Origin of the sequence: Rhodoferax sp. (genome assembly GCF_028715765.1) — a bacterium.
Classification (GTDB): Bacteria; Pseudomonadota; Gammaproteobacteria; order Burkholderiales; family Burkholderiaceae_C; genus Rhodoferax.
Genome location: NZ_JAQURE010000045.1, coordinates 1 through 25,523, shown reverse-complemented (window position 1 = coordinate 25,523; position 25,523 = coordinate 1). Strand labels below are relative to the sequence as shown.

Genomic DNA, 25,523 nt, shown 5'->3' with positions numbered 1-25,523 from the left:
TTTATCGCTTAATGTTAATGTTACTCGTTTTCCCACAAAAACTCCTGGAATATTGGAGTATATATTATAACCGAAAGTATCTTTTATTCCAACAAATTACGTATTTAATTTAATATTAACGGCTTAAGCGTAACTAGCTATATTATTTATAGCTCACTAAACACCTCCCCCATGTGCACCTGGCAGCCGCTGGCATCAACATTGCTTCTATCAGCCAAGTCCGCACATCCATTTATTCAAACCCTCCCAGAGACACCTTATGTCCATCCACGCCGCACTCAACCACATCACCCACTACAGCTATGACCGCTTGGTGGCCTTGGGGCCGCAAGTGGTGCGCTTGCGCCCGGCACCGCATTGCCGCAGCAAAATCATTTCTTACTCGCTCAAAATCGAGCCGCCGGTGCACTTCATCAACTGGCAGCAAGACCCGTTTGCTAACTACCAGGCGCGGCTGGTTTTCCCCGACAAAACCAAAGAATTCAAGGTCACGGTCGATGTGGTGCTGGACATGGCGGTTTACAACCCGTTTGACTTTTTTCTGGAGCCAGCGGCGGAAGAGTTTCCTTTCACCTACGAACCTGACCTCAAGCAAGAGCTGGCACCCTACCTGATACCTGAGCCCGTCACCCCCTTGGTGCAGGCTTACCTTGACAAAATTGACTACACCAAGCGCCGCAGCGTGATCTTCTTGGTGGACCTGAACCAGTCAGTTCATGAAGCCATCAACTACACCATCCGCATGGAGCCAGGGGTGCAAACGCCTGAAGAAACGCTCACCTTGGGCTCGGGATCCTGCCGCGACTCGGCATGGCTGATGGTCAACCTGCTGCGCCATTGTGGTTTGGCGGCGCGCTTTGTGTCGGGCTATTTGATTCAATTGAAACCCGACGTGAAGTCGCTCGACGGCCCCAGCGGCACCGAGGTTGACTTCACCGACCTGCACGCCTGGTGCGAGGTCTATTTGCCCGGTGCCGGCTGGGTGGGGCTGGACGCCACCTCTGGTCTGCTGGCCGGTGAAGGCCATATTCCGCTGGCCTGCACGCCCCAGCCTTCGGGTGCAGCCCCGATTGAAGGCCGCTCTGACAAGTGCGAGGTGGAATTTGCCCACCACATGCAAGTCACCCGCATTTACGAGTCGCCCCGTGTCACCAAGCCCTACACCGAGGAACAATGGGCCGACATCATGGCGCTGGGCGAGGCTGTGGACGCTGAACTGGTGGCTGGTGATGTGCGCCTGACGATGGGCGGCGAGCCCACTTTTGTGGCAGACAGCGACCGCGACGCACCAGAATGGAACACCGATGCCCTGGGCCCAACCAAACGCGGTTTTGCCACCGATTTGGTGCATAAATTGCGCAACCAATACGGCCAAGGTGGCTTTTTGCACTTTGGCCAAGGCAAGTGGTACCCCGGTGAACAGCTGCCGCGCTGGGCGCTGAACATTTATTGGCGTGCTGACGGCCAGCCAGTGTGGGCCAACCCGGCCTTGTTCACCGACGAGCGTGCGCCCACGCATTACACGCACGCCGATGCCCAGCGCTTTACCCAGCTGCTAGCCAGCAAGCTCGGCGTGACTGGCAAATACATTCAAACCGCTTTTGAAGACACTTGGTATTACCTGTGGCGTGAACGCCGCTTGCCGGTGAATGTGGATCCGTTCAATTCCAAGCTTGATGACGAAATGGAGCGTGCTCGCCTGCGCCGCGTGTTTGAGCAAAAGCTCGACACCCCGGTAGGCTATGTGTTGCCCATCAAAGTGGCGGGCTTTGATGCCAGCTATGGTGCCGCATGGACCACTGGCCCGTGGTTTTTGCGCGATGAACGCATGTACCTCATGCCAGGCGATTCGCCCATGGGGCTGCGCTTGCCGCTCGATTCATTGCCCTGGGTCAGCGAGGCCGATTTCCCTTACCTGATCGAGCAAGACCCCTCGGTGCTGGTGGGCACCCTGCCCGCTTACCAAAGTGTGGCAGCCAAATACGCCCCAGGCACTGCCGGACTAGCGCTGGGCGCTGCGGCACGGCGTGCGGCTGAAGCCGCCAGAGCCGCAGCGTTGCAGCGTCAAGTGGCACCGGGCTACATGGCTGGCACCACAGCCCAGCCCGAAGCCGTGCGCAAAATGCAAATGGCCACCAGCGCATCAAGCACTGCGACCAGCGCAGCCCTGCACAGCCAGTCTGCCACCCAGTCTGAACCGTTTGACTTTGCCCGCGTGCCCAATTTGAACGAATCAGCCCACTGGATCACCCGCACCGCGCTGTGCGTGGAAGTGCGTGACCCACGCCGTGCCAGCGGCCCCAAGGTGGAGGCTGTGGGTGAAAAATCAGGCGTGTTGTATGTGTTCATGCCTCCGCTTGAAAACCTGGAGCATTACCTGGACTTGCTCGCTGCCATTGAAGCCACCGCGCAAGAGCTTGGCATGCAACTGGTGCTGGAAGGCTACCCACCTCCGCGTGACCCGCGCCTGAAACTGCTCAGCGTCACGCCCGACCCCGGTGTGATTGAAGTCAACATCCACCCGGTCAACCACTGGCGTGAGCTGGTGGCCAACACCGAGTTTTTGTACAACGCCGCGTTTGAGTCGCGCCTGAGTGCCGAGAAGTTCATGACCGATGGCCGCCACACCGGCACCGGTGGCGGCAACCACTTTGTCATGGGCGGCGCCACGCCGTCTGACAGCCCGTTTTTGCGCCGCCCTGAGCTGTTGGCCAGCCTGCTGCTGTATTGGCACAACCATCCGTCACTGAGTTACTTGTTCAGCGGCATGTTTGTGGGGCCCACCAGCCAGGCCCCACGGGTGGACGAAGCCCGCAACGACCAGCTTTACGAGCTGGAAATTGCCCTTGAGCAAATCTACAAAAACCGCGAACTGTATGGCCAAGACATGCCCCCTTGGCTGGTCGACCGCACCCTGCGCAACATCTTGATTGACGCCACAGGCAACACCCACCGCAGCGAAATATCCATCGACAAGATGTATTCGCCCGACTCCGCCACCGGCCGCTTGGGGCTGCTGGAGCTGCGCGCCTTTGAGATGCCACCGCACCCGCACATGAGCAGTGTGCAGCAGCTGCTGCTGCGCGCGCTGATTGCCCGGTTCTGGAAAGCGCCCTACCGCGCCCCTGCCACCCGCTGGGGTACCGAGCTGCATGACCGCTTCATGCTGCCCGCCTTCATTGAGGCAGATTTCAAAGACGTGATGGTTGAAATGCGCGCAGCCGGGTTTGCCTTTGATGACAGCTGGTTTGCGCCGCACATCGAGTTCCGTTTCCCACTGGTGGGTGCGGTGTGCAGCGCAGGCATTGAGCTGACCCTGCGCAACGCACTGGAGCCCTGGCACGTGATGGGCGAAGAAAACAGCGCTGGCGGCACGGCGCGCTATGTGGACTCGTCGCTGGAGCGCATGGAAGTGCGCGTGACGGGCCTGAACCCCAGCCGCTACGTGGTCACCTGCAACGGCCACGCCCTGCCCTTGCACCCCACCGGTGTGGTGGGCGAGTATGTGGCGGGTGTGCGCTACAAGGCCTGGAACCCGCCCAGCAGCTTGCACCCCAGCATAGGCATCCATGCGCCATTGACCTTTGACATCGTCGACACCTGGATGAAACGCTCTTTGGGTGGCTGCCAGTACCATGTGTCGCACCCAGGTGGCTTGAGTTACGAGAGCTTGCCGGTGAACGCTTTTGAGGCTGAGAGCCGCCGCCTGTCACGCTTTTTGGCCATGGGGCACACCCCTGGCATGCTGGCCGTGCCACCGGCCACCATCAACCTGCCGGGCAGCCGTGAGTTTCCGTTCACCTTGGATTTGCGCCGGGTTTGAGGCGTGAGGTAATGCCTGCCAAAGACCATGCTGTTCGAGTCGCCTTAGCGACTTAGATGAGTTCGCACAACAGTCTTGAGTTATAAATTGGCATGGTTGTTACATCTACAAAAAAGTCGGGTGCAGGTCTGACGCAAGCGCCCGATGAGCAAGATGTGACCATCGCACGGGCTCTAACTTGGCGCTACGCCATTGCCTTGGTGCTGGTGGCCACGCTGTGCACGGCGGCATGGTTGAGCTTGCATTGGGTCATCAACGAGCAAAAAAGCACGGCTGCGGTGGTGAATGTCAGCGGTCGCCAACGCATGCTGAGCCAGCGCACGGCGCTGTTTGCCCAGTTGCTGGTGAACGCCCCGGTGGCCAAGCGCCCTGAGTGGCGGCAAAAACTTACCCAGGTGATCGACCTGATGGCGTTGTCGCACCGGGGTTTGACCCATGGCGATGCGTCTTTAGGGCTGCCTGTGCCCGTGTCTCCTGCAGTGCGTGCTATGTATTTTGATACTCCCGTGAACCTGGATGAGCAGGTCAATGCGTACCTGGATGCAGCCAGGCGGCTGCTGCATGAGCCCGATGCAGGGTTAACGCAGTCCAACCCCTATGTGCTGGAGCTCACCCAGTCTGCCCAGCACAGCTTGCTGGCCGCACTCGACGACATGGTGGCGCTGTACCAGCGTGAGGGCGAGGCCAATGTGGCGCAACTTCAAACGGCTGAGACCGTGTTTTGGTTGCTGACCCTGCTGCTGCTGGGCCTGGAAGCCGCGCTGATTTTCAGACCCTTTGCCCGCCATGTGCAGCACATCATAGGTAAGCTGCAAGCCACCACTGCAGAGCTCACGGTGCACCGCACTGACCTGGAAAGCCTGGTCAACCAGCGCACCCAAGAGCTGCAGCAGCAAACCCAAGCCCTCAAAGCCAGCAAAGACCAGCTGCGCATTGCCGCCATAGCCTTCAACGCGCAAATGGGCATGACGGTGTGCGACGCTCACAACACCATTTTGCAAGTCAACCAAGCGTTTACCGACATCACGGGCTACACCGCAGAAGAAGTGGTGGGCAAAACCCCGCACGTGTTGAGCTCAGGCCGCCACGGCGACGCGTTTTACCAAGCCATGTTTGCCAGCATTGCCAAGGACGGCATGTGGGCCGGTGAAATCTGGAACCGGCACAAAAACGGCGGCGTGTTTCCTGAGTGGCTCACCATCACGGCGGTCAAAGACGACGCGGGCGCCATCACCCACTATGTGGCGGCATTCAGTGACATCAGCGAACGCAAGGCGGCAGAGAGCCAAATCCGCAACCTGGCTTTTTACGACCCATTGACCAACCTGCCCAACCGGCGCCTGCTGCTTGACCGGCTGGAGCTGGCCATGGCTGCCAGTTCACGCACCGAAGCCTTCAATGCGCTGCTGTTCATTGACCTGGACAATTTCAAAAACATCAACGACACCCTGGGCCACCATGTGGGTGATCAGCTGCTGCGGCAAGCGGCGCAGCGCATCGCTGAGCAAGTGCGGATGGAAGACACTGTGGCGCGCTTTGGGGGCGATGAGTTTGTGGTCATGCTTGAAGACCTGGCCGACAGCACCGACCAAGCGGGCGTGCAGGCCGAGAGCATTGGGCAAAAAATCCTGCACGCACTGCACCTGCCTTACAGCTTGGGCGAGTTGGTCTGCACCTCGTCAGCCAGCATTGGCGTGGCCTTGTTTTCAGGATTGCGTGAGAGCATTGACGATTTGCTCAAGCGGGCCGATATCTCCATGTACCAGGCTAAGGCCAGTGGCCGCAATGCCCTGCGGTTTTTTGACCCCGAGATTGAAAACATCCTGCAAGCCAAAGCACTGCTTGAAACCGAGTTGCGGGAAGCCTTGGCACAACAACAATTTTGCTTGTACTACCAGCCTCAGGTGCTGGCAGACGGCACGGTGGCCGGGGCTGAAGCCTTGGTGCGCTGGCGGCATCCGCAGCGTGGCATGGTGTCGCCTGCAGAATTTATCCCGGTGGCTGAGCAATCAGGGTTAATCGTGCAGCTTGGGCAATGGGTGCTGGATACGGCCTGTGAACAATTGGCGCGCTGGCAAACCCAGACGGACAAGGTCGACTGCATGCTTTCGGTCAACGTCAGCGTGGTGCAGTTCAGGCGCGCTGATTTTGTTGACCGGGTGATTTCTGCCCTGACTCGCACGGGCGCCCAACCCAGCCGCCTTAAGTTGGAGCTGACCGAGAGTTTGCTGGTGGATGATGTCGACGATGTCATCCAGAAAATGGCCACCCTGAAAACATTGGGGGTGACCTTCTCTCTGGATGACTTTGGCACCGGTTACTCATCGCTGGCTTACCTGAGCCGCCTGCCACTGGATTAGCTCAAAATTGACCAAGGCTTTGTGCGCGACATCGAGACCAGTGAAAACGCGGTGGTGATCTGCGCTGCCACCATCAGCCTGGCGCACAGCTTGCGGCTCAAAGTGGTGGCCGAAGGTGTTGAAACCCAGGCGCAACTGTATTTTTTAACCACCGTGCACCACTGTGACCTGATCCAAGGCTACCTGTTCAGCCAGCCGCTGCCACTGGAAGAGTTTGAGGCTTTGAGTTTTGACGTGAAACAACGTTTGGGTTGATGCGTATTCAGCGTGGGGAATACAATGCATTTTTAAAATGTAACTTTAAATTTGCTTGATATGTACCTGCGTTTAAGTGCCCAACGGCTGATAAAACTCGTCAAACAATTTCCTGCCGTGTTGATTTTGGGTCCGCGTCAAGTGGGCAAAACCACGTTGGCCAAACAAACATTTCCAGACTTTTCATATCTGGATTTGGAAGACTCTGCCACTTACAACCTGTTTGCAGAAGACCCACGTTTTCAGCTCGACACACGCGCCAGTGAGTTGGGGTTGATTTTGGACGAGGCACAGCGGCTGCCATTGCTATTTGACGCGCTGCGTGGTGCCATTGACGCCGACCGCCAGCGCATGGGGCGTTTCATCATTTTGGGTTCTGCTCAGCCTACCTTGATGCGACAGGTGGCAGAAAGCTTGGCGGGGCGCGTGGGAATCTTGGAGCTTTCGCCGCTGACGGTGCAAGAAGCACGCACCGGCCATGCGCCTGTGGCTGACTATCGACACCTGTGGCTGTGTGGTGGGTTTCCAGATGCCTTGGCTGCCAACCGCAGGGGTGGTGATTTTCGGGATTGGTGGGAGGCGTATTTGCGAACCTATGTGGAGCGAGACTTGCCCGTCATGGGGCTGGATGCCAATCCGGTTCAGATGCGCAAATTGATCACCATGTTGGCACATGCCCAGGGTGGCTTGGCTAATTTGAGTCAATTTGCCAGCGCGTTAGGTTGGTCTCAGCCCACCGTCGCGCGCTATGTGGATATTTTGGAGCAGAGCTTTTTACTTCGAAGGTTGCCGCCCTATTTCAAAAACATAGGCAAACGTCTGGTGAAAGCGCCCAAGCTTTACCTTCGAGACACTGGCCTACTGCATCACCTGCTCAACATTCATTCAATCGATGAACTGGGTTGCCACCCTATTCGTGGTGCCAGCTGGGAAACTTTTGTATTGGAGGACATGTTGCGCCGGGAGGCCATCACCTACCCTCACAGCCGTGCCCACTTTTGGCGCACCGCCGGTGGGGCAGAAGTAGACCTTTTACTGGAGCGAGGCAACGCACTCCATGCCATTGAAATCAAAACAGCGCGCGCCAGCTCGCCTTATTTAGCCAGAGGGTTGCGCGCCATCATGGCCGATACCGGCGCGCTCAACGCCACCTTGATTGATCAGGGCACTGGCCAAGATGCCTTGGCTCCGCAGGTCAATCGCCGTGGTTTTGAAACCGACGTCACTTGGTTGCCTTAAGTTTTTAGCTTGTCCGGCAAGAGGTTCCAGTGGTCAGGCCAGCGCCGCTTTCACCTCGGTCAGCTTCATGCCCATCATGTCGGCAAAGGCCTCCACACTTTGGCCGCTGCTCTCAAACGCTTTGCGCAACGCGGCGTGGCGGGCGCGGCGTTGCTCCACCACATCCAGCGCATCATCGAGCACGGTTTGAATGGCTTCTGGCGGCGTGCCGATGCGTGCCAGGTAGTCTTGGCGCGCCAAGCCACTGGCCTCGAAGGCAGCGATCAACTGGTTGCGCAACTTGGGGGTCAAGTCTTCCTCGGTGCGCGCCTGGCGGCGGGTAAACAGCTCCACCACAGACAAATACACATGCTCAGGTGCCACATCTTCAACCGGCTGGCCAGCAAGGTCATGGCGTTTGAGGCCTGAGGCCACAGCTTGCAAATAGCGGGTGGAACGGGTGTGCACGCCCAGGGCAGTTTTCAAGTCATTGCGCTTGAATACGTCAGGGTGGGCTGCCATCAACTCCTGAAAAATACCCAGCTTCAGCGGCACAAAGCGCGCGCCAAACAAGGCAGGGTACAGCTCAAACAGCTTTTCCAGCACGGGTTGGGCAGACTCAAAGCGGTTTTTGGACTTAGGTGGGGTAGCCTTCGGGAGGTCCGTGGTGGCTGTTTCACCGACGGGTGCATTGGTTGCGTCTGGCGTGTGTGAGGCGGCATCGAGTGGGGTGTGGTTCATGTCGGCTAGATCAGTTGAGATAACCCGCGATTGTCAACCATAGCGGGTTATCACTGGCATACTCAGGTCGATGAGTGACGCACACCTTAACGATTTTGCCAATCAACGCCAAAGCCAGTCGCAGGGTTTTGACGCACCTGCTGCAGTGATCACGCCACACAACCGCTTGGCTGCTGCTGGGCATTTTGACGAACTGACCGGTTCACTATCAAATTTAATAGCAACTCACACAGACCCAGTAAGCGCTTGGAGTCGTTTTTTTAAAAAAATTGACCATGATTCAGCGGCTGACCTTGACCAACGCTGCAGCAATTTGGCCCGGCAGGTGCGCGACAACGGCATCACCTACAACGTCTATGCCGACGAAAACGGCCCGCAACGCCCCTGGTCACTCGACCTGTTTCCGCTCTTGCTGGATGCACCCACTTGGGCGCACATTGAAGCCGGTGTGCTGCAGCGTGTGCGTTTGCTGGAAAGCGTGTTGGCCGATGTGTATGGCGACCAAACCTTGTTGACCCAAGGTTTTTTACCCCCGGCTTTGGTGCACGGTCACCCTGGCTATTTGCGTGCCATGCACGGTGTCAAGCCGGTGGGTGGGCGTTACCTGCACATTGCAGCCTTTGATCTGGCGCGCGGGCCAGACGGCAAGTGGTGGCTGGAAGCCCAGCGCACCCAAGCCCCATCAGGCCTGGGTTATTTGCTGGAAAACCGCTTGGCGATCTCGGCGCAGTTCCGCCTGGCGTTTGACCGCTTGCGGGTGCAACGCCTGGCTGGCACCTACCGCGCCCTGATGGACAGCCTGCGCAGCATGAGCCCGTTGGGCAATGAGGCGCACCTGGCTTTGTTGACACCGGGCCCCTACAACGAAACCTATTTTGAACACGCTTACCTGGCGCGCTACCTGGGGCTGACGCTGGTGGAAGGTGGCGACCTGCTGGTGCGTGACGAACATCTGTACCTGAAAACCCTCAAGGGGCTGGTGCCTGTGCACGGCTTGCTCAAGCGCGTGGATGACCCTTACCTTGACCCGCTGGAGCTGCGTGCCGATTCCACTTTGGGTGTGCCAGGTTTGCTGCAAGCTGTGCGCGCCGGCCATGTGCTGGTGGCCAATGCGCCAGGCACAGGGTTTGTGGAGTCGCCCGCGCTGCTGGGCTTTTTGCCAGCCCTGGCTGAAAAACTGCTGGGCGAGCCCTTGATGTTGCCCGCTTTGGCCACCTGGTGGTGTGGCGAGCGCAGTGCCATGGAAGAAGCCTTGCCCAACTTGGCCACCAGTGCCATCAAACCCACCTACCCCGGTTCTGACATGCATGCCAGTTTTGACCCGGTGCTGGGCAACCGCCTGGATCAACATGCGCTCGACGAATGGGCCGGTCGCATTGTGCGCCAGCCTGATGAGCACACCGTGCAGGTGCATGCGCCACTGTCGCAAATGCCCACTTGGGCCAATGGGCAGCTGTCGGCACGCTCGGTGATGCTGCGGGTGTTTGCCGTGTCGGATGGAGCCCAGGGCTGGCAGGTGTTGCCCGGTGGGCTGGCGCGAGTGGCCAGTGCCGGGCAAGACATCACCTCGATGCAGCGCGGCGGCAGCAGTGCCGATGTGTGGGCGTTGACGCACGGCGAGGTTGATGCCACCACCTTGCTGGCGCCGCACTTGAGCCCCGAGAGCCTGATGCAGCGCAAGCGCCTGGTCACCAGCCGCGCCGCTGAAAACCTGTATTGGCTAGGCCGCTACACCGAGCGCGCTGAAAACGCCATTCGCTTGGCGCGCCTCACGCTGGAGAGCCTGCACGGTGAAGAAGTTGCCAGCCCCAGCCTGCTGGTTTGGCTGGGGCAAATGGCGCAAGCCAACACCCTGGTATTGCCTGGCGTGCCCACCCCAGCGCAGGCCTCAAGGGTGTTTGAGCGCTCGTTGATCGACAGCCTGGGCAGCACCAGTGCCGCCACCAGCGTGGGCTATTACTTGCGTGCCTTGAAGCTGGCCGCATCCACCGTGAGGGAACGTTTGTCGCAAGAGCACTGGCGCATCATCACCCGGGCCGAAGAAGAGCTGTTTACCCGCTTTGCCCAAGCCCGTGCCAAGCCAGATTTTTCAAACTTGCAAGCGCTGCAAATTTTGAAAGACACCAGTGACCACATGGCAGCCATCACCGGGGCGCAGACAGACCGCATGACGCGTGATGATGGCTGGCGGCTGCTGAGCATTGGCCGACACATTGAGCGCCTGGGCTTTTTGTCTGGCGCCTTGCACCGCGCCCTGAGCTGCACCAGCCTGGAAACCGACAGTGGCTTTGACGCCATGCTGGACTTGTTTGACAACGCCATCAGCTTTCATGCGCAGTTTCAGCAAAGCCATGACTTGGCGGCGCTGGTAGACCAACTGGTACTTGACCGCGACAACCCGCGCTCGATTGCCTGGGTGGCGCACACCCTGCGCGGGCGGCTGGCCAAGCTGGCGGGCTGCGCCCCGCAAGAGCTGAGTGAGCTGGCGCTCAAAGTGCCCAACCCCAACAGCTATGGCCTGGTGCAACTGTGCGACACCAAGCTGCTGGCCGATGTGCTGTCGCACTGCAGTCAAGCCGCCTACCAAGTGTCTGAAGACATCAGCACCACTTATTTCACCCACAGTGGCTTGGTCAACACTAGCGTGGGGGCGGCATGAAGCTGCTTGTGACGCACGAAACGGTCTACAACTACCAACCGTTGGTAGAGACCGCTCAACACATGGCCTACCTCACGCCGCGGCCGTCTTTGGCGCAGCAGGTGCTGCACCATCACTTGGCAGTGCAGCCTGCCCCGTTGAACCTGGGGCAAATGCCCGATGTGTATGGCAACACCCGCAGTTACTTTGACCTGCAAACCCCACACCGCCAACTGCGCGTGCTGGCCACCAGCGAAGTCAGCACCAGCGCCTGCGCCATGCCGCAAAGCAGCGTGGCGTGGGAGCAGGTGCGCGAGCGCCTGCACTACCAGGCGGGTGCACCGTTTGACCGTGCCAGTGAATTTGTGTTTGCCTCGCCCATGGTGCCGCGCTTGCATGAATTTGCCCACTACGCCCGCCCCAGCTTTGCCCCAGGCCGCAGCTTGCAGGAGGCAGCGTTGCACCTGATGCACCGCATGTTTGCCGATTTCACCTACGAGAGCCAAAGCACCGAGGTCAATACCCCGGCCGTGGTGGCCTTGCAGCAGCGCAAAGGTGTGTGCCAGGATTTTGCGCACATTTTGATTGCCTGCCTGCGCTCACTGGGGTTGGCCGCGCGTTATGTGAGCGGTTATTTGCTCACTCAACCGGCACCCGGCACGGTCAAACTGCGCGGCAGCGATGCGTCGCATGCCTGGTGCGCGGTGTATTTGCCTGATTTGCCACCGGGACAACGCTGGTTAGACCTAGACCCCACCAACGACCGCGCCGGTTGGCATGCGCCGGGTGAGGACTATGTGACGCTGGCATTTGGCCGGGATTTCTCTGATGTCTCGCCACTGCGTGGTGTGATTCACGGGGGAGCCAGCCACACCTTGCAGGTGGGGGTGACGGTGGAGCCCGCTGCGCCAGACGACGTGCAGCCAAGTCTGCCAGACGCCACGCAGTCACAAAGCCAAAGCCAAAGCCAAAGCCAAAATGTGAATTTCTCAGGGTCGTAAAATTTCCTCTTGAGAATATCTTTTTTGATAGCTGCTCACGCTTATTTCATAAGCGCTACAGCCTGTTTTCATCATTATTTTTTAACCAAGGATTGCCCATGAGCATTTACGCCAAACTCTCTCAACTCGGTATCACCCTGCCCCCCGTGGCTGCCCCTGCAGCGGCTTATGTGCCATTTGTCCAAACTGACAATCTGGTGTTTTTGAGTGGGCACATTGCCAAAAAAGATGGCCAGGTGTGGGTGGGTCAGTTGGGCAACAACATGGCCACCGAAGAGGGCAAGGCCGCAGCGCGTGCCATTGCCATTGACCTGATGGGCACCCTGCATGCTGCGGTGGGCGACTTGAACCGTGTCAAGCGCATTGTCAAAGTCATGTCACTGGTGAACTCGACGGGCACCTTCACAGAACAGCATCTGGTCACCAACGGTGCCAGTGAACTGCTGGGCGAGGTGTTTGGCCCAGAAAAAGGCGCCCACGCCCGTAGCGCTTTTGGCGTAGCTCAAATTCCACTTGGGGCATGTGTGGAAATTGAGCTGATTGCCGAAGTCGCTTAAAACGTTTCCCAATCTGAATCCGCTGCCGCAGGCGCTGGCGCGGGTTTAGCAGCGGCTGGTGCGGCTGGCTTGGCCAAGGCAGGGCGGTTCAAGGTGGGTGCAGCAGCTTTCAAGCCTGCTGCTTTGGGCGCTGGTGCTTTGGTCGAACTGCCGAGTTGCTTGGCGGCTGGGCGGCTGGCCAAGGCAGGTTTCGGCTGGGGACGGCTTAACTGGGCAGATTTGCGGTAAGCCACTTGCTGTGGCCGGGGTGTGATGTCACGCATGGGGTGCTGTGCCAAGGTCAACCCGGAGCCACTGGTTTTGAACACTGCCACGGCGCGTGCCAGCTGGTCAGCTTGGTCGCGCAAGCTCTCGGCGGCGGCGGCACTTTGCTCAACCAAGGCGGCGTTTTGCTGGGTCATTTGATCCAGGTTGCCAATGGCACCATTGATCTCTGAAATGCCCGAACTTTGCTCGCCCGAGGTGGCAGTGATCTCGCCAATCACATCAGCCACTTTGCGCACCGAATTGACGATGTCGGTCATGGTGGCACCGGCATCAGACACCAGCTGTGTGCCGGATGCCACTTTTTCAACCGAGGTGTTGATCAACATCTTGATTTCTTTGGCCGCCTCAGCACTGCGCCCAGCCAGTGAGCGCACCTCGCTGGCCACCACGGCAAAGCCGCGCCCTTGTTCGCCCGCACGCGCCGCCTCGACCGCGGCGTTGAGCGCCAAGATGTTGGTTTGGAATGCAATGCTGTCAATCACGCCAATGATGTCGGCAATTTTGCGGCTGCTGACATTGATGTCTTCCATGGTGCTGACCACCTGGCGCACCACTGACCCGCCCCGCTCTGCCACTTGCGATGCTGCCGCAGCCAAGGTGCTGGCTTGACGGGCGTTGTCGGCACTCATGTGCACGGTTTGAGTCAGGTGATCCATGCTGGAGGCAGTGTGTTGCAGGTTGCTTGAAGTTTGCTCGGTGCGCTGGGCCAGGTCGTTGTTGCCGGCGGCAATTTCACTGCTGGCGTTGGCAATGCTGTCGGTGCTGTGACGCACCTGGTTCACCATGTGACCAAGCGATTGGCTCATGCTGGCCAAAGATTTCATCAGCTCACCAAACTCGTCGCCACGTGGGGGCAAGGTGGTGTCGCTCAAGTCGCCCTTGGCAATGCGCGCTGCCCATTCGCTGGCTTGCGCCAAAGGCTCGCGTATGGTTCGAATGAGCCAGACCGCACCCATCAAAATCCCCAGCACCAGCAGCAGCATCATGCCGCTGGCTAGGGCGATCAGTTCTTTGGCACGCTGGTCATACGCGGCACGGGTGTCGGCAAAGTTTTTTTCTTGCAGCGCCACAAAGTCGCGCTGTGACTGCTGGTAAGCCTGCATGGCCGGGAAGTATTGGGTGTTCAGGGTGTTGGTGACCTCTTCAGGGGTGCCCTCGGCACGCAATTTGATGGCTTGGGCACGGGCTTGAAGCACTGCTTTGCGGTTGTTGGCAATGGTCTCCAACTGCGCTACATCTGCTGGGGTGAGTTTTTCAGCTTCAATGGCTTTTTGAATCTTGCCAATGTCGGCGGTGGTGCCCGCCATGCTTTCTTTCATGCTGTCGGTCACTGCCGGCTCTGTGCTCAGCAGCACGGCTTGTGCCCTGACGGCATTGGTTTGCGTCAACCCAGCCCAACGCAGTGCCATCTTGACGCGGTTGTTCAAGGTTTCCAGCGCAGCGGCACTCTCCACACGGTCATTGGCCGAACGCACGGCGGTGTAGCCCACCACCACCGCTATACCCAGCACCATCAGAAGAGTGGATAACCAAAGCTTTGAGGCCAGACGAAGGTTTTGCAGATTCATAGACAAGTTCCAATCAGTTAACACACCAGCACTTGATTCGGCATGATGAATTGGCATCTTAGCGCGGTTCCAGGCGCATCACGGGTTGACCCGCCACGGCTGAAAGCTGGTCAGCGGTAACCCATTGCGGCGCAATTTCTGCCAGCGGCAGCAGCACAAACGCCCGCTCCCACAGGCGCGGGTGCGGCACCTGCAGCGTGGCGGTGTGAATGTGCTGATCGCCAAACAGCAGCAGGTCAAGGTCAAGCGTGCGAGGGGCGTTGCGGTAGGGGCGTTCTCGCCCCGCCAAGAGCTCGATATGCTGCAAATTCAAGAGCAGCTCATGCGCACTGAGTGTGGTCTGCAGGTGCAAAACAGCATTAATGAAATCGGGTCCAACCGCTTCAAACGGGGCACTCACATACAAACCAGAACGCGCCACAGGCTGGCACTGAGGCAAGGCTGAGAGCTGATCCATGGCCCACATCAGCCGCGCTTGCGGGTCGCCCAGGTTGGCACCCAGGCCGATGTAGGCCGATGTGAGTGTGTGCGACACGCTTGGTACGAATGCCAACTGGCTCAGGGCGCAGGGTCTTTCGGTGAAAAGTCAGCTGCAGCACCACCGCTGGGACGGCGGCGGCGGCGGCGTTTTTTGGGCGCATCACCCAAGGCCGCTTCACCCACGGGAGCCGTGTCTGTGCTGGGCGCGTCAGCGCTGTCAGACACGTTAGCCGCTTCTTGCACTCTGACCACCTTGGGTGGGCGTGGCGGGCGCACTGTGCGGGTGCGCTGCTGTTGCTCAAGCCTGACCTCATCGACCATGTCGTTGCGCAGGTTGTCGTCGGCCAGACTGAACTCTTGCCACCAGTCTGACAGCACTTCGTCAAGCTCGCCGTTTTCAGCGCGCAGGCGCATGAAGTCAAACGCGGCTCGAAAGCGCGGTTGCTCCACCAGGCCAAAGGGGGCGCTGCCAACCCGTTTTTCAAAGCGTGGCTGCATCATCCAAATCTCGCGCATGTCACCGGCCAGCTTGCCGCGGCCAGAGACATCGCCAATGCGGGCAGCAAACACGTCTTCAATGGCATCTTGCAAAGCGGGGTGCGAAGGCTGGTGTTTCAGGCGTGCCGCCCAGCCGTCTCGCACTTCAGCCCACAACACGCAGGCCAGCAAAAAGCTCGGGGCCACGGGTTTGCCTTCAGCCACACGGCGGTCAGTGTCTTGCAAGGCCGATGCGACAAACGGGGTGTCGGCGCGCTCCACCACCACGTCCAGCAGTGGGTAGATGCCGCTGGCCATGCCCAGCGCTTTGAGCTGTGCAATGGAGGCCAAGGCGTGGCCGGTTTGCAGCAGCTTGAGCATTTCATCAAACATGCGGCTTTGTGGCACCTCCAGCAGCAGCGCTTTGGACTTGACCAATGGGGTGGCGGTTTTGGGCTCCAGCGTGAAACCCAGGCCATTGAGCTTGGCGGCAAAGCGTATGGCGCGGATGATGCGCACCGGGTCTTCGCGGTAGCGCGCCACGGGGTCGCCAATCATGCGAATCACTTTGGCCTTGGCGTCTTTGATGCCGTGGTGGTAGTCGACCACGGTTTGGGTCTCGGGGTCGTAATACATGGCGTTGATGGTGAAGTCGCGTCGGGTGGCGTCTTCGTCTTGTGGCCCCCACACGTTGTCACGCAACACCCGCCCGGTGCTGTCAACCGCGTGCGTCATGCCCGCCAGCTCGCTCTTGCTGGTTTTCTCGTTGCCAGCCACTTGTTCGGCAGCGGCATTGTCTAAAAATGCGCGGAAGGTAGAGACCTCAATCACCTCATGCTCGCGCCCACGGCCATACACCACGTGCACGATGCGAAAGCGCCGCCCGATGATGAAGGCGCGCCGAAACAAGCCTTTCACCTGCTCGGGGGTGGCGTTGGTGGCCACGTCAAAGTCTTTGGGGGCCAAGCCCAGCATCAGGTCGCGCACGGCGCCCCCCACCACATAGGCCTCAAAACCGGCGTGTTTGAGGGTGCGCACCACGTTGATGGCACGCTCGTCCACCAGTTTGGGATCAATGCCGTGCTCGGCCGGGCCAATTTCCATGCGTTTGCCAAACGGGTGCTTGCTGGCAGGGGCAGGTTTGCCCAGGAGTTTGTTGATGAATTTTTTAATCATGTTTTTTTCAGAAAAGTTCAAGTATGCGCCAGCCGCGTTCCTGCGCCAAGGCGCGCAGCGGAGCGTCGGGGTTAGTGGCCACCGGGTGCTGCACTTTCTCAAGCAGCGGCAGGTCGTTGATGGAGTCGCTGTAAAACGTGGCCTCCACATCTCCCCAGGCCAGACCTTGGGCGCGCAGCCAATCAGTCACGCGTGCCACCTTGCCTTCACGGAAAGACGGCGTGCCGTCAATCTGGCCGTTGTACCAGCCGCTGACTGGGTCGCGCTGCAGGTTGATGGCAATCAGGTCTGGCACGCCAAAGGCTTGGGCAATGGGGCGCGTGACAAATTCGTTGGTGGCCGTCACGATGGCCACCAAATCGCCCGCCTGCTGGTGGCTGCGCACCAGCGCCAATGCCTGATTTTTTAAGGCTTTTTGCACTACAGAGCTCATGAATAGGTCATGAGTAGCTATAGAAATTGACTCTCCCTGACGGCAAATGGCAGCGGTGGCAAAGCGCACGTAGTCATGAATGTCCAGCGTGCCCGCTTTGTACTGCTGGTAATAGTGGTCGTTGCGGCGGGTGAATTCGGCGGGGTCGTTCCAACCCAGTGCGGTGGTGAACACGCCCCACTCGTAATCAGAGTCCATCGGGAGCAGGGTGTGGTCTAGGTCAAACAAAGCAATGGGGGTTGCCCCCGTGGTGGTGCGCAATGAGGTCACGGTCATGTGTTGTCCATCATGGTTTTGATCAGGGGAATGGTGATGGGGCGCTGGGTTTGCAAGGCGTAGCCGTCCATCAGCTCAAGCAGTGCCATCAAGCTGCCCAGATCTCGGCTGAATCGCGTCAGCATGAAGTCCATCACCTCATCACTCAAAAAAATACCGCGCACTTCAGCGGCTTGGCGCAGCACGGCGCGGCGCTCTGGCTCGCTCAAGGCCTGCAGGGCAAACACCGTGCCCCAGCCCAGGCGGGTACGCAAGTCGTCGCGCAGCTTCAGGTCGGCCGGTGGCAAGCTGCCCGTGGCAATGACGGCAATGTGGTGAGTTTGGGCGTTGACAAACCAGTTGAACGCGGCATGTTGCTGGCCCACGTTGAACGCATGCACATCGTCTAGCAGCACCGCGGCCCAGCGCTCGTCAAACTCCGCAGGGCTGAGGCTGTGGGCATCGATCCAGCCCACGCTTTCGCCCTGCCCTTGCAGCGCGGCATGCAGCGCCATCAGCAAATGCGTTTTGCCACAGCCGCTGCCACCCCATAGGTAGGTGGGCACAGGGGAACGCAAGGCGTGTGCACCCTCGCCCAACCAGAGCTTCAGGTGTGCCAGCGCAGCGGCATTGGGTCCGGCAAAGTAGTTACTCAGTGTCGGACCGGTGGGTAAGCCCATGTCCAGCACCAGTTGGGTCATGGGGTGGGTCATGCGTCTTGGTACAAAGCGCTGGCAAGGTAGGCCAAGCGGGCGCGGCGCACCGCCACTAGCAGCACGGCGCTGAGCGGCAATGCCAGCAACACGCCCACAAACCCGAGCAAATGACCAAACGCCATCAAGGCAAAAATCACCGCCAGCGGATGCAAGCCAATGCGCTCGCCGACCAACCGGGGCGTCAACACAAAGCTCTCAAGCAGTTGCCCCGCGCCATACACCACCACCAGCATCAACAGCGCGTGCATGGCCTGGCCTTGCGCGGCAAACTCCAAAAAACCAGCCAATGAAGCCAAAATCAGCCCCAAGCCAAAGCCCAGGTAAGGGATGGCCACTGCCAGCCCGGTGAAGACCCCAATGGGCAACGCCAGATTCAGGCCAAACAGGGCGAGCCCGACGCTGTAATACACCGCCAGCACCCCCATCACCAACAATTGACCGTGCAAGTATTGCCCCAACACGGTGTCTGCCTCTGACGTAAAACTGTTCACCACCGGGTGCAAGCGGGGCGGCACCAAGCCCAGCAGCAAGCCCATAAAACGCCGCCACTCCATCAACAAATAAAACAACACCACCGGAATCAGCACCGCATTGCCCACCAGCGACAGCGCCACACTGCCCCCCAGTTTGGCCGAGGCCAAGACCTGCCCCAAACCGTCTTGCACATTGGCGCTCAAGTGTTCCATGGCAAACGCTTTGAGCCCCGCCACGTCCAACGAAACGTGCAACCCCAACTGCGACAGCAGGGGTTGCACAGTGTCATTGAGCCGATCAAGCATGGGCGGCACCTGGTCACGCAGCAAAGGCAGTTGTTTCACCAGCACAGGCACCACCAAAAGCAGCAGTGCTGCCAGCAGCAGCAAAAAAATCACCTCCACCAACACCACCGCCAGCAGACGGGGGAGACGGCCACGCCCCAACCCATCAAGCCAGTCCACCACCGGTGTCAAGGCATAGGCCAGAATGGCTGCCACCACAAAAGGGGTCAAGACCGGCGCAAGCAGCCAAAACGCCAGCACAGCGCCAAAAATAAGTAGCAGCCAAGAAAGCGCTCTTTTTTGTGTGGGGGACATGGGCATCAAATGAACCGCAGTTTCAGGGTCTGGTGAGGGCTGACAAGGCAGCAAAATTGAGACTGCATTCTATCGATGGCGCTGCCAACACCATGGCCAGGCTGTGATTCAAACGAATGTGGTGAGCTTGTCGCTTTGACGGCTTGCATGAATCAGCACCAAGGCCAACAAATGCTAGGCATTTTGTGACCTTTACCAAGCCCCATAGGGTTTAGATAAAAAGCGCATTGAATCCACGTTCAGTGAGTACAAGGCGCTATATTTTGAGAGCTATTTGACGCCTGCGAGCCTGCCCAACAACAATAGAAGCCAAGCTGTGGCTTAGTTTTGAAACTTGACAGATGCAAATATTTGCTCAGCTATTACATCCGTGGTGACAGTATTGCCGCACAAGATCATCGTCAGCTTGACCGAACCAAAGTCTGCTGAAACTGGGGGCTTTACTACAGGCACATGAACACCTTGACAAAACTGTCGTTGCCCGTTTTTACCGACGAGGCCAAAACTCACGTAGCGAGCAGTCTTACCACCCAGCGTACCTTGATGAGAACTAAATTCAGTAGCACCAGCCACAGAATCCAATGGGTCAGAATATGGCCCAAAGTCGTACCCAAGTTGAACTGCCGCGTCTTGCAAACTTCCAGACTGGGAGTCCATACTGCCATCTGTCAGTGCCATGGAAGAGGGTACTTTAAGACTGAAACCGCCCAAATTCAAAGTCTTCCAGGAAGATGCACAGGCAACAAACACACTGCAAACGATGAGACTTGTTGCGAGTACAAAACTGCGCAAGATCACAACTCAAGCTGCCTTCGATTTGCGTTGACGCACGAACGCACCAATACCAAGTAAACCAGACAACATCATGATCCAAGTTTCCGGCTCTGGCACTGAGGCAACCACTGCAATGGGAGTGATACTGATGAAACGGTTTCCTGAGGCGTCTGTTTGGACGCGTGAGTTACCCAAAACAGTGTTGGCCTGTGTTGCTGTCAAGGACAAGCTGGGAGATAAGGGGTTGTAACTGGGAGTCGCATTGAACAAAGACGGGTTCATCAGGTTGTCTCCAGCACCTAAAACACCAGAGTGGCCAAGATTAAGGTTATGCCCGATTTCGTGTGCCATCAAAGCCACTGTGTAGTTTGAATAGGCAGCCGTGCTGGATTTAAGAACCACCAAGTTGCCAGGCATACTGCCGCAACCTGCAAATGAGTAGCCAGGAGCAGCTGTGTAACCGCCGCAATAAGAGACAGTGTCAACAAAGAACACAAACAAATCCAAAGAACTCGAGCTGTAGCTGGAAAATGACCTGTACCCCGTGCTATAGCTGCTCATGTCAGTAATATCATCAAGCGCCAGCAGACTCGAATTCTGCCAAGTCTGAAACGGATTGAACCGCACATCGACCGGGCTACTGCCAAAACTGGTCTGCCCAAAGACCGCATCCATACCCGTTTCATCTGCAGTAATGTATCCGGCGGAAGCCGCGCCAGCGCCACATACCATCAAACTAACCAAAGCATTTTTTAATTTATTTGATATCGAACACTTGAAGAAATGAACTGACATGCTTTGGCCTCTAATTAATTTACGATTTGAAAATTTTAAACCTTAAACCAGGAAAATCCGAAAGGTTTGAGAAAGTACTGAGGGTAGTTTTGATCCGGTTTCGTTCCGACTGCAAATCCTGAAGCCCTAGCTGCAGGCGACAAAGCGGGGAGAAAATTGCTGCAAACAAATCGCTGACACCCAAACAGTACCTCAGGTGCTACTCATGGATTTTCTCGATTCAATCAACATCACCGCCCAGGAAAACGCCATGTGGTCATCCAATTCGCAATCTCTTTCATTCGCTGTCATGGGCGCAGGTGCCGTGGGCTGCTTTTATGGTGGCATGTTGGCGCGTGCGGGGGTGCCGGTCACGCTGATAGGCCGCGCCGCGCATGTACAAGCCATTCAACAGCACGGCTTGCGTCTGGAAACCCTCACTTTTGACGAAGTGGTGCACCCGGCTGCGAGCGTGCTGCCCAGCGCAGTGGCGTCGGCAGACGTGGTGTTGTTTGCAGTGAAATCCACCGACACCGAAACCACCGGCGCCCTGCTGCGCCCCCACCTCAAGCCTGGCGCGTTGGTGCTGTGCCTGCAAAACGGCGTAGACAACGCCGAGCGCCTGCGAGCCGTGTTGCCTGGGGTGGCGGTGGCAAGTACAGCGGTGTATGTGGCCACTGAAATGGCGGCGCCTGGGCACCTGCGCCACCATGGCCGGGGTGAACTCATCATCGAGACCAGCCCGCACAGCGCGACGGTGGCAACCGTGCTGCAAGCCGCGGGTGTGCCAACACAGGTCAGCGCCCATGTGCGCGATGTGTTGTGGGCCAAACTGGTGATCAACTGCGCCTACAACGGCCTGTCTGCCATCGGTCAAACGGCCTATGGCGAGCTGGTGCAGCGCCCCGGTATGCCAGCCGTGTTGCGTGATTTGGTTGTTGAGTGCCGCGCTGTCGCTGCGGCTGACAACGTGACCTTGCCGGATGACCTGGAGACACAAGTGCAAGCCATCGCCCACCACATGGCGACGCAAATGTCGTCCACAGCGCAAGATGTGCACAACAACAAACCCACTGAAATAGATTACCTGAACGGCCATGTGGTGCGCCGCGGTGATGCGCTTGGCGTGCCCACCCCAGCCAACCGGTTGCTGTGGGCGGCGGTGAAGTTGCTGGAAAACCATCCACTGGCCTGCCCCTAAAATCGAGTCAACTCTTTTGACCGTTTCTTGATGGTCTGCCCGGCACCTGCCCCAACCTTTTTCCCTTCATCATGACCACATCCCCCACACCCCTCTCTTACAAAGCTGCTGGCGTTGACATTGACGCGGGCGACGCGCTGGTTGAGCGCATCAAGCCGCTGGCCAAAAAAACCATGCGCGATGGCGTACTGGCCGGCATTGGTGGCTTTGGCGCGCTGTTTGAAGTGCCCAAGCGTTACAAAGAACCCGTGTTGGTGAGCGGCACCGACGGCGTGGGCACCAAACTCAAGCTCGCCTTTGAATGGAACATGCACGACACAGTGGGCATTGACCTGGTGGCAATGAGTGTGAACGACGTGCTGGTGCAAGGCGCCGAGCCGCTGTTCTTTCTGGACTACTTTGCCTGCGGCAAGCTCGATGTGGACACCGCAGCAAGCGTGGTGGGCGGCATTGCACGCGGCTGCGAACTGTCTGGCTGCGCGCTGATTGGCGGCGAAACCGCTGAAATGCCCGGCATGTACCCGGCGGGTGAATACGACCTGGCCGGTTTTGCCGTCGGCGCGGTTGAAAAAAGCAAGATTTTGACCGGTGCAGACGTGAAACCCGGCGACGTGGTGCTGGGCCTGGCCAGCAGTGGCGTGCATTCCAACGGTTTCAGCCTAGTGCGCAAGTGCATCGAGCGCGCGGGCCATAACGCCCCGACCCTGCTTGACGGCAAACCGTTCAAGCAAGCGCTGATGGAACCCACCCGCCTGTACGTGAAAACCGTGCTGGCCGCCCTAGCCGCTCACCCTATCAAGGCGCTGGCGCACATCACCGGCGGCGGCTTGCTGGAGAACATTCCGCGCGTGCTGCCCGAGGGCATGGCCGCGCACCTGGCCAAGGGCAGCTGGCCGAAAACCGAGTTGTTTGCCTGGCTGCAAGCCACTGCCGGCATTGACGACATCGAGATGAACCGCACCTTCAACAACGGCATTGGCATGGTGGTCGTCATTGATGCGGCCAACGCGGCCGCTTGCGCTGCCACGCTGCGCGCCGCAGGAGAAACGGTGTATGAAATTGGCGTGATCGCACCCCGTGGGGATGCGGCTGCGGTGCTGGTGCGTTGATTTTTGGCGGCTGTAGTTACAGCGCCTGCCCCAGTCTGGCAATGCCTTCTTCAATTTTTGCCACATCAGCGGTGGCAAAGCTCAAGCGCAGCGTGGCGGGGTCGGGATGGCGGGCATAAAAAGGGGCACCTGGCACAAAAGCCACCCCTTTTTCAATGGCGCGCTTGGCAAATTCAGCAGCGATGGCGGCCTTGCCACCTTGACCCGTCAGCCTGGCCCAGAAAAACATGCCGCCTTGAGGGCAATTGAATTCAATGGCATCGCCCAACACGTGGCGCAAAGCCTGTGCCATGACCGCTGCGCGCTCGGCATAGGTTTGGCGCACCACTGCCAAGGTGTCATTCAAACGGTTCAGCGTCAAATAGTGGGCGCAGATGGCTTGCGTGAGATTGCTGGTGTGGGCATCACTGAACTGCTTGCACATGGTGGCTTTGGCCAGCAGCTCGGGTGGCGCAATCAACCAGCCCACGCGCAGACCGGGGCTCAAGATTTTGCTGAACGAGCCGCAATGCGCCAACCACTCGCGGCTGCCAGGCACGCCCTCGCTCAAAGCCAGCAAGCTGGGCGGCGGCGGTTGGTCAAAATACAACTCACCATAGGGGTCGTCCTCGACGATCAGGGTGTGGGTACGGGCGGCTATTTCCAAAATGCGCTTGCGCCGTGCCAGGCTCATGGTTGCGCCGCTGGGGTTGCCAAAGGTGGGAATCAGGTAGACCAGTTTGGGGTGATGTTGCTCTATCAAGGCTTCGAGCTGCTCCACATCCACACCGTCAGCATCAATCGGCGCACCAATGATGTCAGCGCCGTAAAGCCTGAAACATTGAATGGTGGCCAAAAACGTGGGGGCTTCCACAATCACCTTGTCGCCAGGGGAGATCATGGTCTTGCCGACCAAATCGAGCGCCTGTTGGCTGCCGGTGGTGACGATCAAGCCATCAGCAGCCACACGGGCAGCCTTGGCTGCCATGAAGCTGGCAATGCTTTCACGCAAGGGTTGGTAACCCTCTGTGGCTCCGTATTGCAGCACGGGGCCGGGGTTGCTGGCCAGCACAGCGGCGCTGGCTTGGGCAATGCCGGTGGCATCAAACAGTGCAGGGTCTGGGAATCCACCCGCAAAGCTGATGATGCCAGGCTTGCCCAGCAGTTTGAAAAGCTCTCTGATGGCGGAGGTTTCGACGTTTTGAAGGCGGGTGGCAAATTGCATAGGGCTTGGGTTGTTGAGATCAAATATAAAGTTGCTGTTGAATGCTTTGAGCGGCATTTACAGTCAACTCAAGGGCTGAATTGGGGTAAATTGTGACTTATTCCATCACAACTGTTCAGTTCACCACCATGTCCCACATCGATGCTTTCTTTGCTACCGTCAAGTTGCCCACCATTTCGGAAGTGGCTCAACAACTCATTAAAACACTCAACGATGAAGACGCGGGCATCCAAGAGGTCAGCGCCATCATTGCCAAAGACCCGGCATTGAGCGCCAAACTCTTGCGCTTGGCCAACAGTGCACAGTTTGGCTTGCCTCGTGGTGTAGCCACCTTAGATGAAGCCATTCACATGGTGGGCATGGCCAAGGTGCGAACGCTGTCCTTGGCGGCCTGCATGAACGAGTCTTTTCCGGCCTTGCCAGGCCTGAACGCCCACGAGTTTTGGCGCTCCAGCATGGCTTGTGCGGGGTACGCGCAGTGGCTGGCCGCAGCGGTGGACATTGATGCGCAACAAGCTTGGTTGACTGGCATGATGCTGCGCTTGGGTGAGTTGCTGATCGGTCAAGCCAACCCACAGGCCTTGGTTGAAATTGAAAAACTTCCGCACGTGCCTGGTGCGCGTTGGGAGCGAGAAAAACAACATGTGGGCTTTGCAGAAACACAAATTACTGCCGAACTGGCGCGCCGTTGGAATTTTCCGGCCAGCATGATCAAAGCGCTGGAACATGCCTTGGAGCCTCTGGAGGTGTCCACTTTTTCCAAACTGGCTGGGGTGTTGCACTTGGCTGGCATCTTGGCCGACGTGCCTGATGCGAAGGCAGACGCTATAGACATGCTAGAGGCCAACCTTTTGGCCAAATTGGGGCTGGACGCTACCTGGATGAAAGCCAAGCTACCCGCTTCTGACTCTTTTATTTCCATCGCCTGAGTTTGCTCAACCCATGAAGCGCGCCGCCATTGAAACCTTTTTTGCCACACTGGCCAGCGCCAACCCGCATCCACAAACCGAGCTGGAATATGCCAGCGTGTTTGAATTGCTCGCGGCAGTGTTGCTGTCAGCCCAAGCCACCGATGTGAGTGTGAACAAGGCCACACGCAGCCTCTTTGTGGCAGCCAACACGCCCCAAAAAATGCTGACCCTGGGGCTCACTGACCTGGAAGCACACATTCAAACCATTGGCCTGTACCACAGCAAAGCGCGCCATTTGTTGCAGACCTGCCGTATCTTGGTAGACCAGCACGGCGGCCAAGTGCCACGCACCCGCGAAGCCTTGGAGGCATTGCCTGGCGTGGGTCGAAAAACCGCCAATGTGGTGCTGAATGTGGCATTTGGCGAACCCACCATGGCGGTAGACACCCATATTTTTCGCTTGGGCAACCGCACTGGGCTGGCACCGGGTAAAACGCCGCTGACGGTGGAAC

The 25,523-nt window shown here is 58.4% G+C and carries 19 protein-coding genes and 1 pseudogene; 10 read left to right on the top strand and 10 right to left on the bottom strand.

The features are described from left to right. Nucleotides 1-259: 259 nt before the first annotated feature. From PHT20_RS13615 to PHT20_RS13605, 3 genes and pseudogenes are all read left to right on the top strand, one after another. Entirely contained in the window at nt 260-3,823 is a 3,564-nt protein-coding gene (locus PHT20_RS13615) for a transglutaminase family protein (RefSeq protein ID WP_301020927.1), read from the top strand. Between the two features lie 92 nt (nt 3,824-3,915). Continuing rightward, nucleotides 3,916-6,438: pseudogene (locus tag PHT20_RS13610) on the top strand (EAL domain-containing protein). Between the two features lie 60 nt (nt 6,439-6,498). Next, a complete protein-coding gene (locus PHT20_RS13605; RefSeq protein WP_301020926.1) occupies nt 6,499-7,677 on the top strand; it encodes an ATP-binding protein in 1,179 nt (392 codons plus the stop codon). 33 nt (nt 7,678-7,710) lie between these two features. Here the strand turns inward: PHT20_RS13605 and PHT20_RS13600 are convergent, their stop codons facing one another. Beyond that, nucleotides 7,711-8,397, bottom strand: a complete 687-nt coding sequence (locus PHT20_RS13600) for a ProQ/FINO family protein (protein ID WP_300084520.1) — start codon at nt 8,395-8,397, stop codon at nt 7,711-7,713. 70 nt (nt 8,398-8,467) lie between these two features. Between PHT20_RS13600 and PHT20_RS13595 the strand changes: the two genes are divergently transcribed. The 3 genes from PHT20_RS13595 to PHT20_RS13585 all read left to right on the top strand — a co-directional run bounded on the left by PHT20_RS13595 (nt 8,468) and on the right by PHT20_RS13585 (nt 12,593). Continuing rightward, nucleotides 8,468-11,056, top strand: coding sequence for a circularly permuted type 2 ATP-grasp protein (locus PHT20_RS13595; protein ID WP_301020925.1), 2,589 nt, complete (start codon nt 8,468-8,470; stop codon nt 11,054-11,056). After that, nucleotides 11,053-12,036, top strand: coding sequence for a transglutaminase family protein (locus tag PHT20_RS13590; RefSeq protein WP_301020924.1), 984 nt, complete (start codon nt 11,053-11,055; stop codon nt 12,034-12,036). The genes PHT20_RS13595 and PHT20_RS13590 overlap by 4 nt, the downstream gene beginning before the upstream one ends. 98 nt (nt 12,037-12,134) lie before the next feature. Then, nucleotides 12,135-12,593: a RidA family protein gene (locus PHT20_RS13585; RefSeq protein WP_300084517.1), complete on the top strand. Its 459-nt coding sequence runs from the start codon at nt 12,135-12,137 to the stop codon at nt 12,591-12,593. Here the strand turns inward: PHT20_RS13585 and PHT20_RS13580 are convergent. From PHT20_RS13580 to PHT20_RS13545, 8 genes are all read right to left on the bottom strand, one after another. After that, nucleotides 12,590-14,428, bottom strand: a complete 1,839-nt coding sequence (locus PHT20_RS13580; protein WP_301020923.1) for a methyl-accepting chemotaxis protein — start codon at nt 14,426-14,428, stop codon at nt 12,590-12,592. The genes PHT20_RS13585 and PHT20_RS13580 overlap by 4 nt on opposite strands. A 58-nt stretch (nt 14,429-14,486) precedes the next feature. Then, a complete protein-coding gene (gene folK / locus PHT20_RS13575) occupies nt 14,487-14,963 on the bottom strand; it encodes a 2-amino-4-hydroxy-6-hydroxymethyldihydropteridine diphosphokinase (protein WP_301020922.1) in 477 nt (158 codons plus the stop codon). Between the two features lie 23 nt (nt 14,964-14,986). Next, nucleotides 14,987-16,561, bottom strand: a complete 1,575-nt coding sequence (gene pcnB, locus PHT20_RS13570; protein WP_301020921.1) for a polynucleotide adenylyltransferase PcnB — start codon at nt 16,559-16,561, stop codon at nt 14,987-14,989. A gap of 7 nt (nt 16,562-16,568) precedes the next feature. Beyond that, complete coding sequence (locus PHT20_RS13565) at nt 16,569-17,270, bottom strand: HAD family hydrolase (RefSeq protein WP_301020920.1); 702 nt, start codon at nt 17,268-17,270, stop codon at nt 16,569-16,571. Then, nucleotides 17,267-17,950 carry a DnaA regulatory inactivator Hda gene (gene hda / locus PHT20_RS13560; RefSeq protein WP_301020930.1) on the bottom strand — a complete coding sequence of 228 codons (684 nt, stop codon included), beginning with the start codon at nt 17,948-17,950 and terminating at the stop codon, nt 17,267-17,269. Before hda ends, PHT20_RS13565 begins: the two co-directional genes overlap by 4 nt. A gap of 8 nt (nt 17,951-17,958) precedes the next feature. Further along, entirely contained in the window at nt 17,959-19,044 is a 1,086-nt protein-coding gene (locus tag PHT20_RS13555; protein ID WP_301020919.1) for an AI-2E family transporter, read from the bottom strand. A 315-nt stretch (nt 19,045-19,359) separates the two neighbouring features. Continuing rightward, entirely contained in the window at nt 19,360-19,716 is a 357-nt protein-coding gene (locus PHT20_RS13550) for a hypothetical protein (protein ID WP_301020918.1), read from the bottom strand. Between the two features lie 123 nt (nt 19,717-19,839). Continuing rightward, entirely contained in the window at nt 19,840-20,607 is a 768-nt protein-coding gene (locus PHT20_RS13545; RefSeq protein WP_301020917.1) for a PEP-CTERM sorting domain-containing protein, read from the bottom strand. 250 nt (nt 20,608-20,857) lie between these two features. Here PHT20_RS13545 and PHT20_RS13540 point away from each other — a divergent pair, with 250 nt between their 5' ends. Together PHT20_RS13540 and purM are read left to right on the top strand one after the other, a co-directional pair. Continuing rightward, nucleotides 20,858-21,787 carry a 2-dehydropantoate 2-reductase gene (locus tag PHT20_RS13540; protein ID WP_301020929.1) on the top strand — a complete coding sequence of 310 codons (930 nt, stop codon included), beginning with the start codon at nt 20,858-20,860 and terminating at the stop codon, nt 21,785-21,787. A gap of 68 nt (nt 21,788-21,855) precedes the next feature. Next, on the top strand, nt 21,856-22,896 hold the full coding sequence (purM, locus tag PHT20_RS13535) for a phosphoribosylformylglycinamidine cyclo-ligase (RefSeq protein WP_301020928.1): 1,041 nt from the start codon (nt 21,856-21,858) through the stop codon (nt 22,894-22,896). 16 nt (nt 22,897-22,912) lie between these two features. Here purM and PHT20_RS13530 read toward each other — a convergent pair whose 3' ends face one another. Next, on the bottom strand, nt 22,913-24,100 hold the full coding sequence (locus PHT20_RS13530; protein WP_301020916.1) for a PLP-dependent aminotransferase family protein: 1,188 nt from the start codon (nt 24,098-24,100) through the stop codon (nt 22,913-22,915). Between the two features lie 128 nt (nt 24,101-24,228). On the opposite strand from PHT20_RS13530, the gene PHT20_RS13525 reads away from it, so the two are divergent. Then, nucleotides 24,229-25,029 carry an HDOD domain-containing protein gene (locus tag PHT20_RS13525; RefSeq protein WP_301020915.1) on the top strand — a complete coding sequence of 267 codons (801 nt, stop codon included), beginning with the start codon at nt 24,229-24,231 and terminating at the stop codon, nt 25,027-25,029. A gap of 13 nt (nt 25,030-25,042) precedes the next feature. Then, nucleotides 25,043-25,523 (top strand): endonuclease III (nth, locus tag PHT20_RS13520; protein ID WP_301020914.1); only part of this gene is annotated, 481 nt, incomplete at its 3' end.

Excerpts from the sequence above, each read along its gene's own strand:
- PHT20_RS13615 (WP_301020927.1), top strand. The coding sequence starts at position 260 with ATGTCCATCCACGCCGCACTCAACCACATCACCCACTACAGCTATGAC.
- PHT20_RS13530 (WP_301020916.1), bottom strand. The coding sequence starts at position 24,100 with ATGCAATTTGCCACCCGCCTTCAAAACGTCGAAACCTCCGCCATCAGA.
- hda (WP_301020930.1), bottom strand. The coding sequence starts at position 17,950 with ATGACCCAACTGGTGCTGGACATGGGCTTACCCACCGGTCCGACACTG.
- pcnB (WP_301020921.1), bottom strand. The coding sequence starts at position 16,561 with ATGATTAAAAAATTCATCAACAAACTCCTGGGCAAACCTGCCCCTGCC.
- PHT20_RS13540 (WP_301020929.1), top strand. The coding sequence starts at position 20,858 with ATGTGGTCATCCAATTCGCAATCTCTTTCATTCGCTGTCATGGGCGCA.
- PHT20_RS13580 (WP_301020923.1), bottom strand. The coding sequence starts at position 14,428 with ATGAATCTGCAAAACCTTCGTCTGGCCTCAAAGCTTTGGTTATCCACT.
- PHT20_RS13590 (WP_301020924.1), top strand. The coding sequence starts at position 11,053 with ATGAAGCTGCTTGTGACGCACGAAACGGTCTACAACTACCAACCGTTG.
- PHT20_RS13595 (WP_301020925.1), top strand. The coding sequence starts at position 8,468 with ATGAGTGACGCACACCTTAACGATTTTGCCAATCAACGCCAAAGCCAG.
- PHT20_RS13600 (WP_300084520.1), bottom strand. The coding sequence starts at position 8,397 with ATGAACCACACCCCACTCGATGCCGCCTCACACACGCCAGACGCAACC.
- PHT20_RS13555 (WP_301020919.1), bottom strand. The coding sequence starts at position 19,044 with ATGCCCATGTCCCCCACACAAAAAAGAGCGCTTTCTTGGCTGCTACTT.
- PHT20_RS13585 (WP_300084517.1), top strand. The coding sequence starts at position 12,135 with ATGAGCATTTACGCCAAACTCTCTCAACTCGGTATCACCCTGCCCCCC.
- PHT20_RS13545 (WP_301020917.1), bottom strand. The coding sequence starts at position 20,607 with ATGTCAGTTCATTTCTTCAAGTGTTCGATATCAAATAAATTAAAAAAT.
- PHT20_RS13565 (WP_301020920.1), bottom strand. The coding sequence starts at position 17,270 with ATGACCGTGACCTCATTGCGCACCACCACGGGGGCAACCCCCATTGCT.
- PHT20_RS13550 (WP_301020918.1), bottom strand. The coding sequence starts at position 19,716 with ATGGCACTGACAGATGGCAGTATGGACTCCCAGTCTGGAAGTTTGCAA.
- PHT20_RS13605 (WP_301020926.1), top strand. The coding sequence starts at position 6,499 with ATGTACCTGCGTTTAAGTGCCCAACGGCTGATAAAACTCGTCAAACAA.
- PHT20_RS13525 (WP_301020915.1), top strand. The coding sequence starts at position 24,229 with ATGTCCCACATCGATGCTTTCTTTGCTACCGTCAAGTTGCCCACCATT.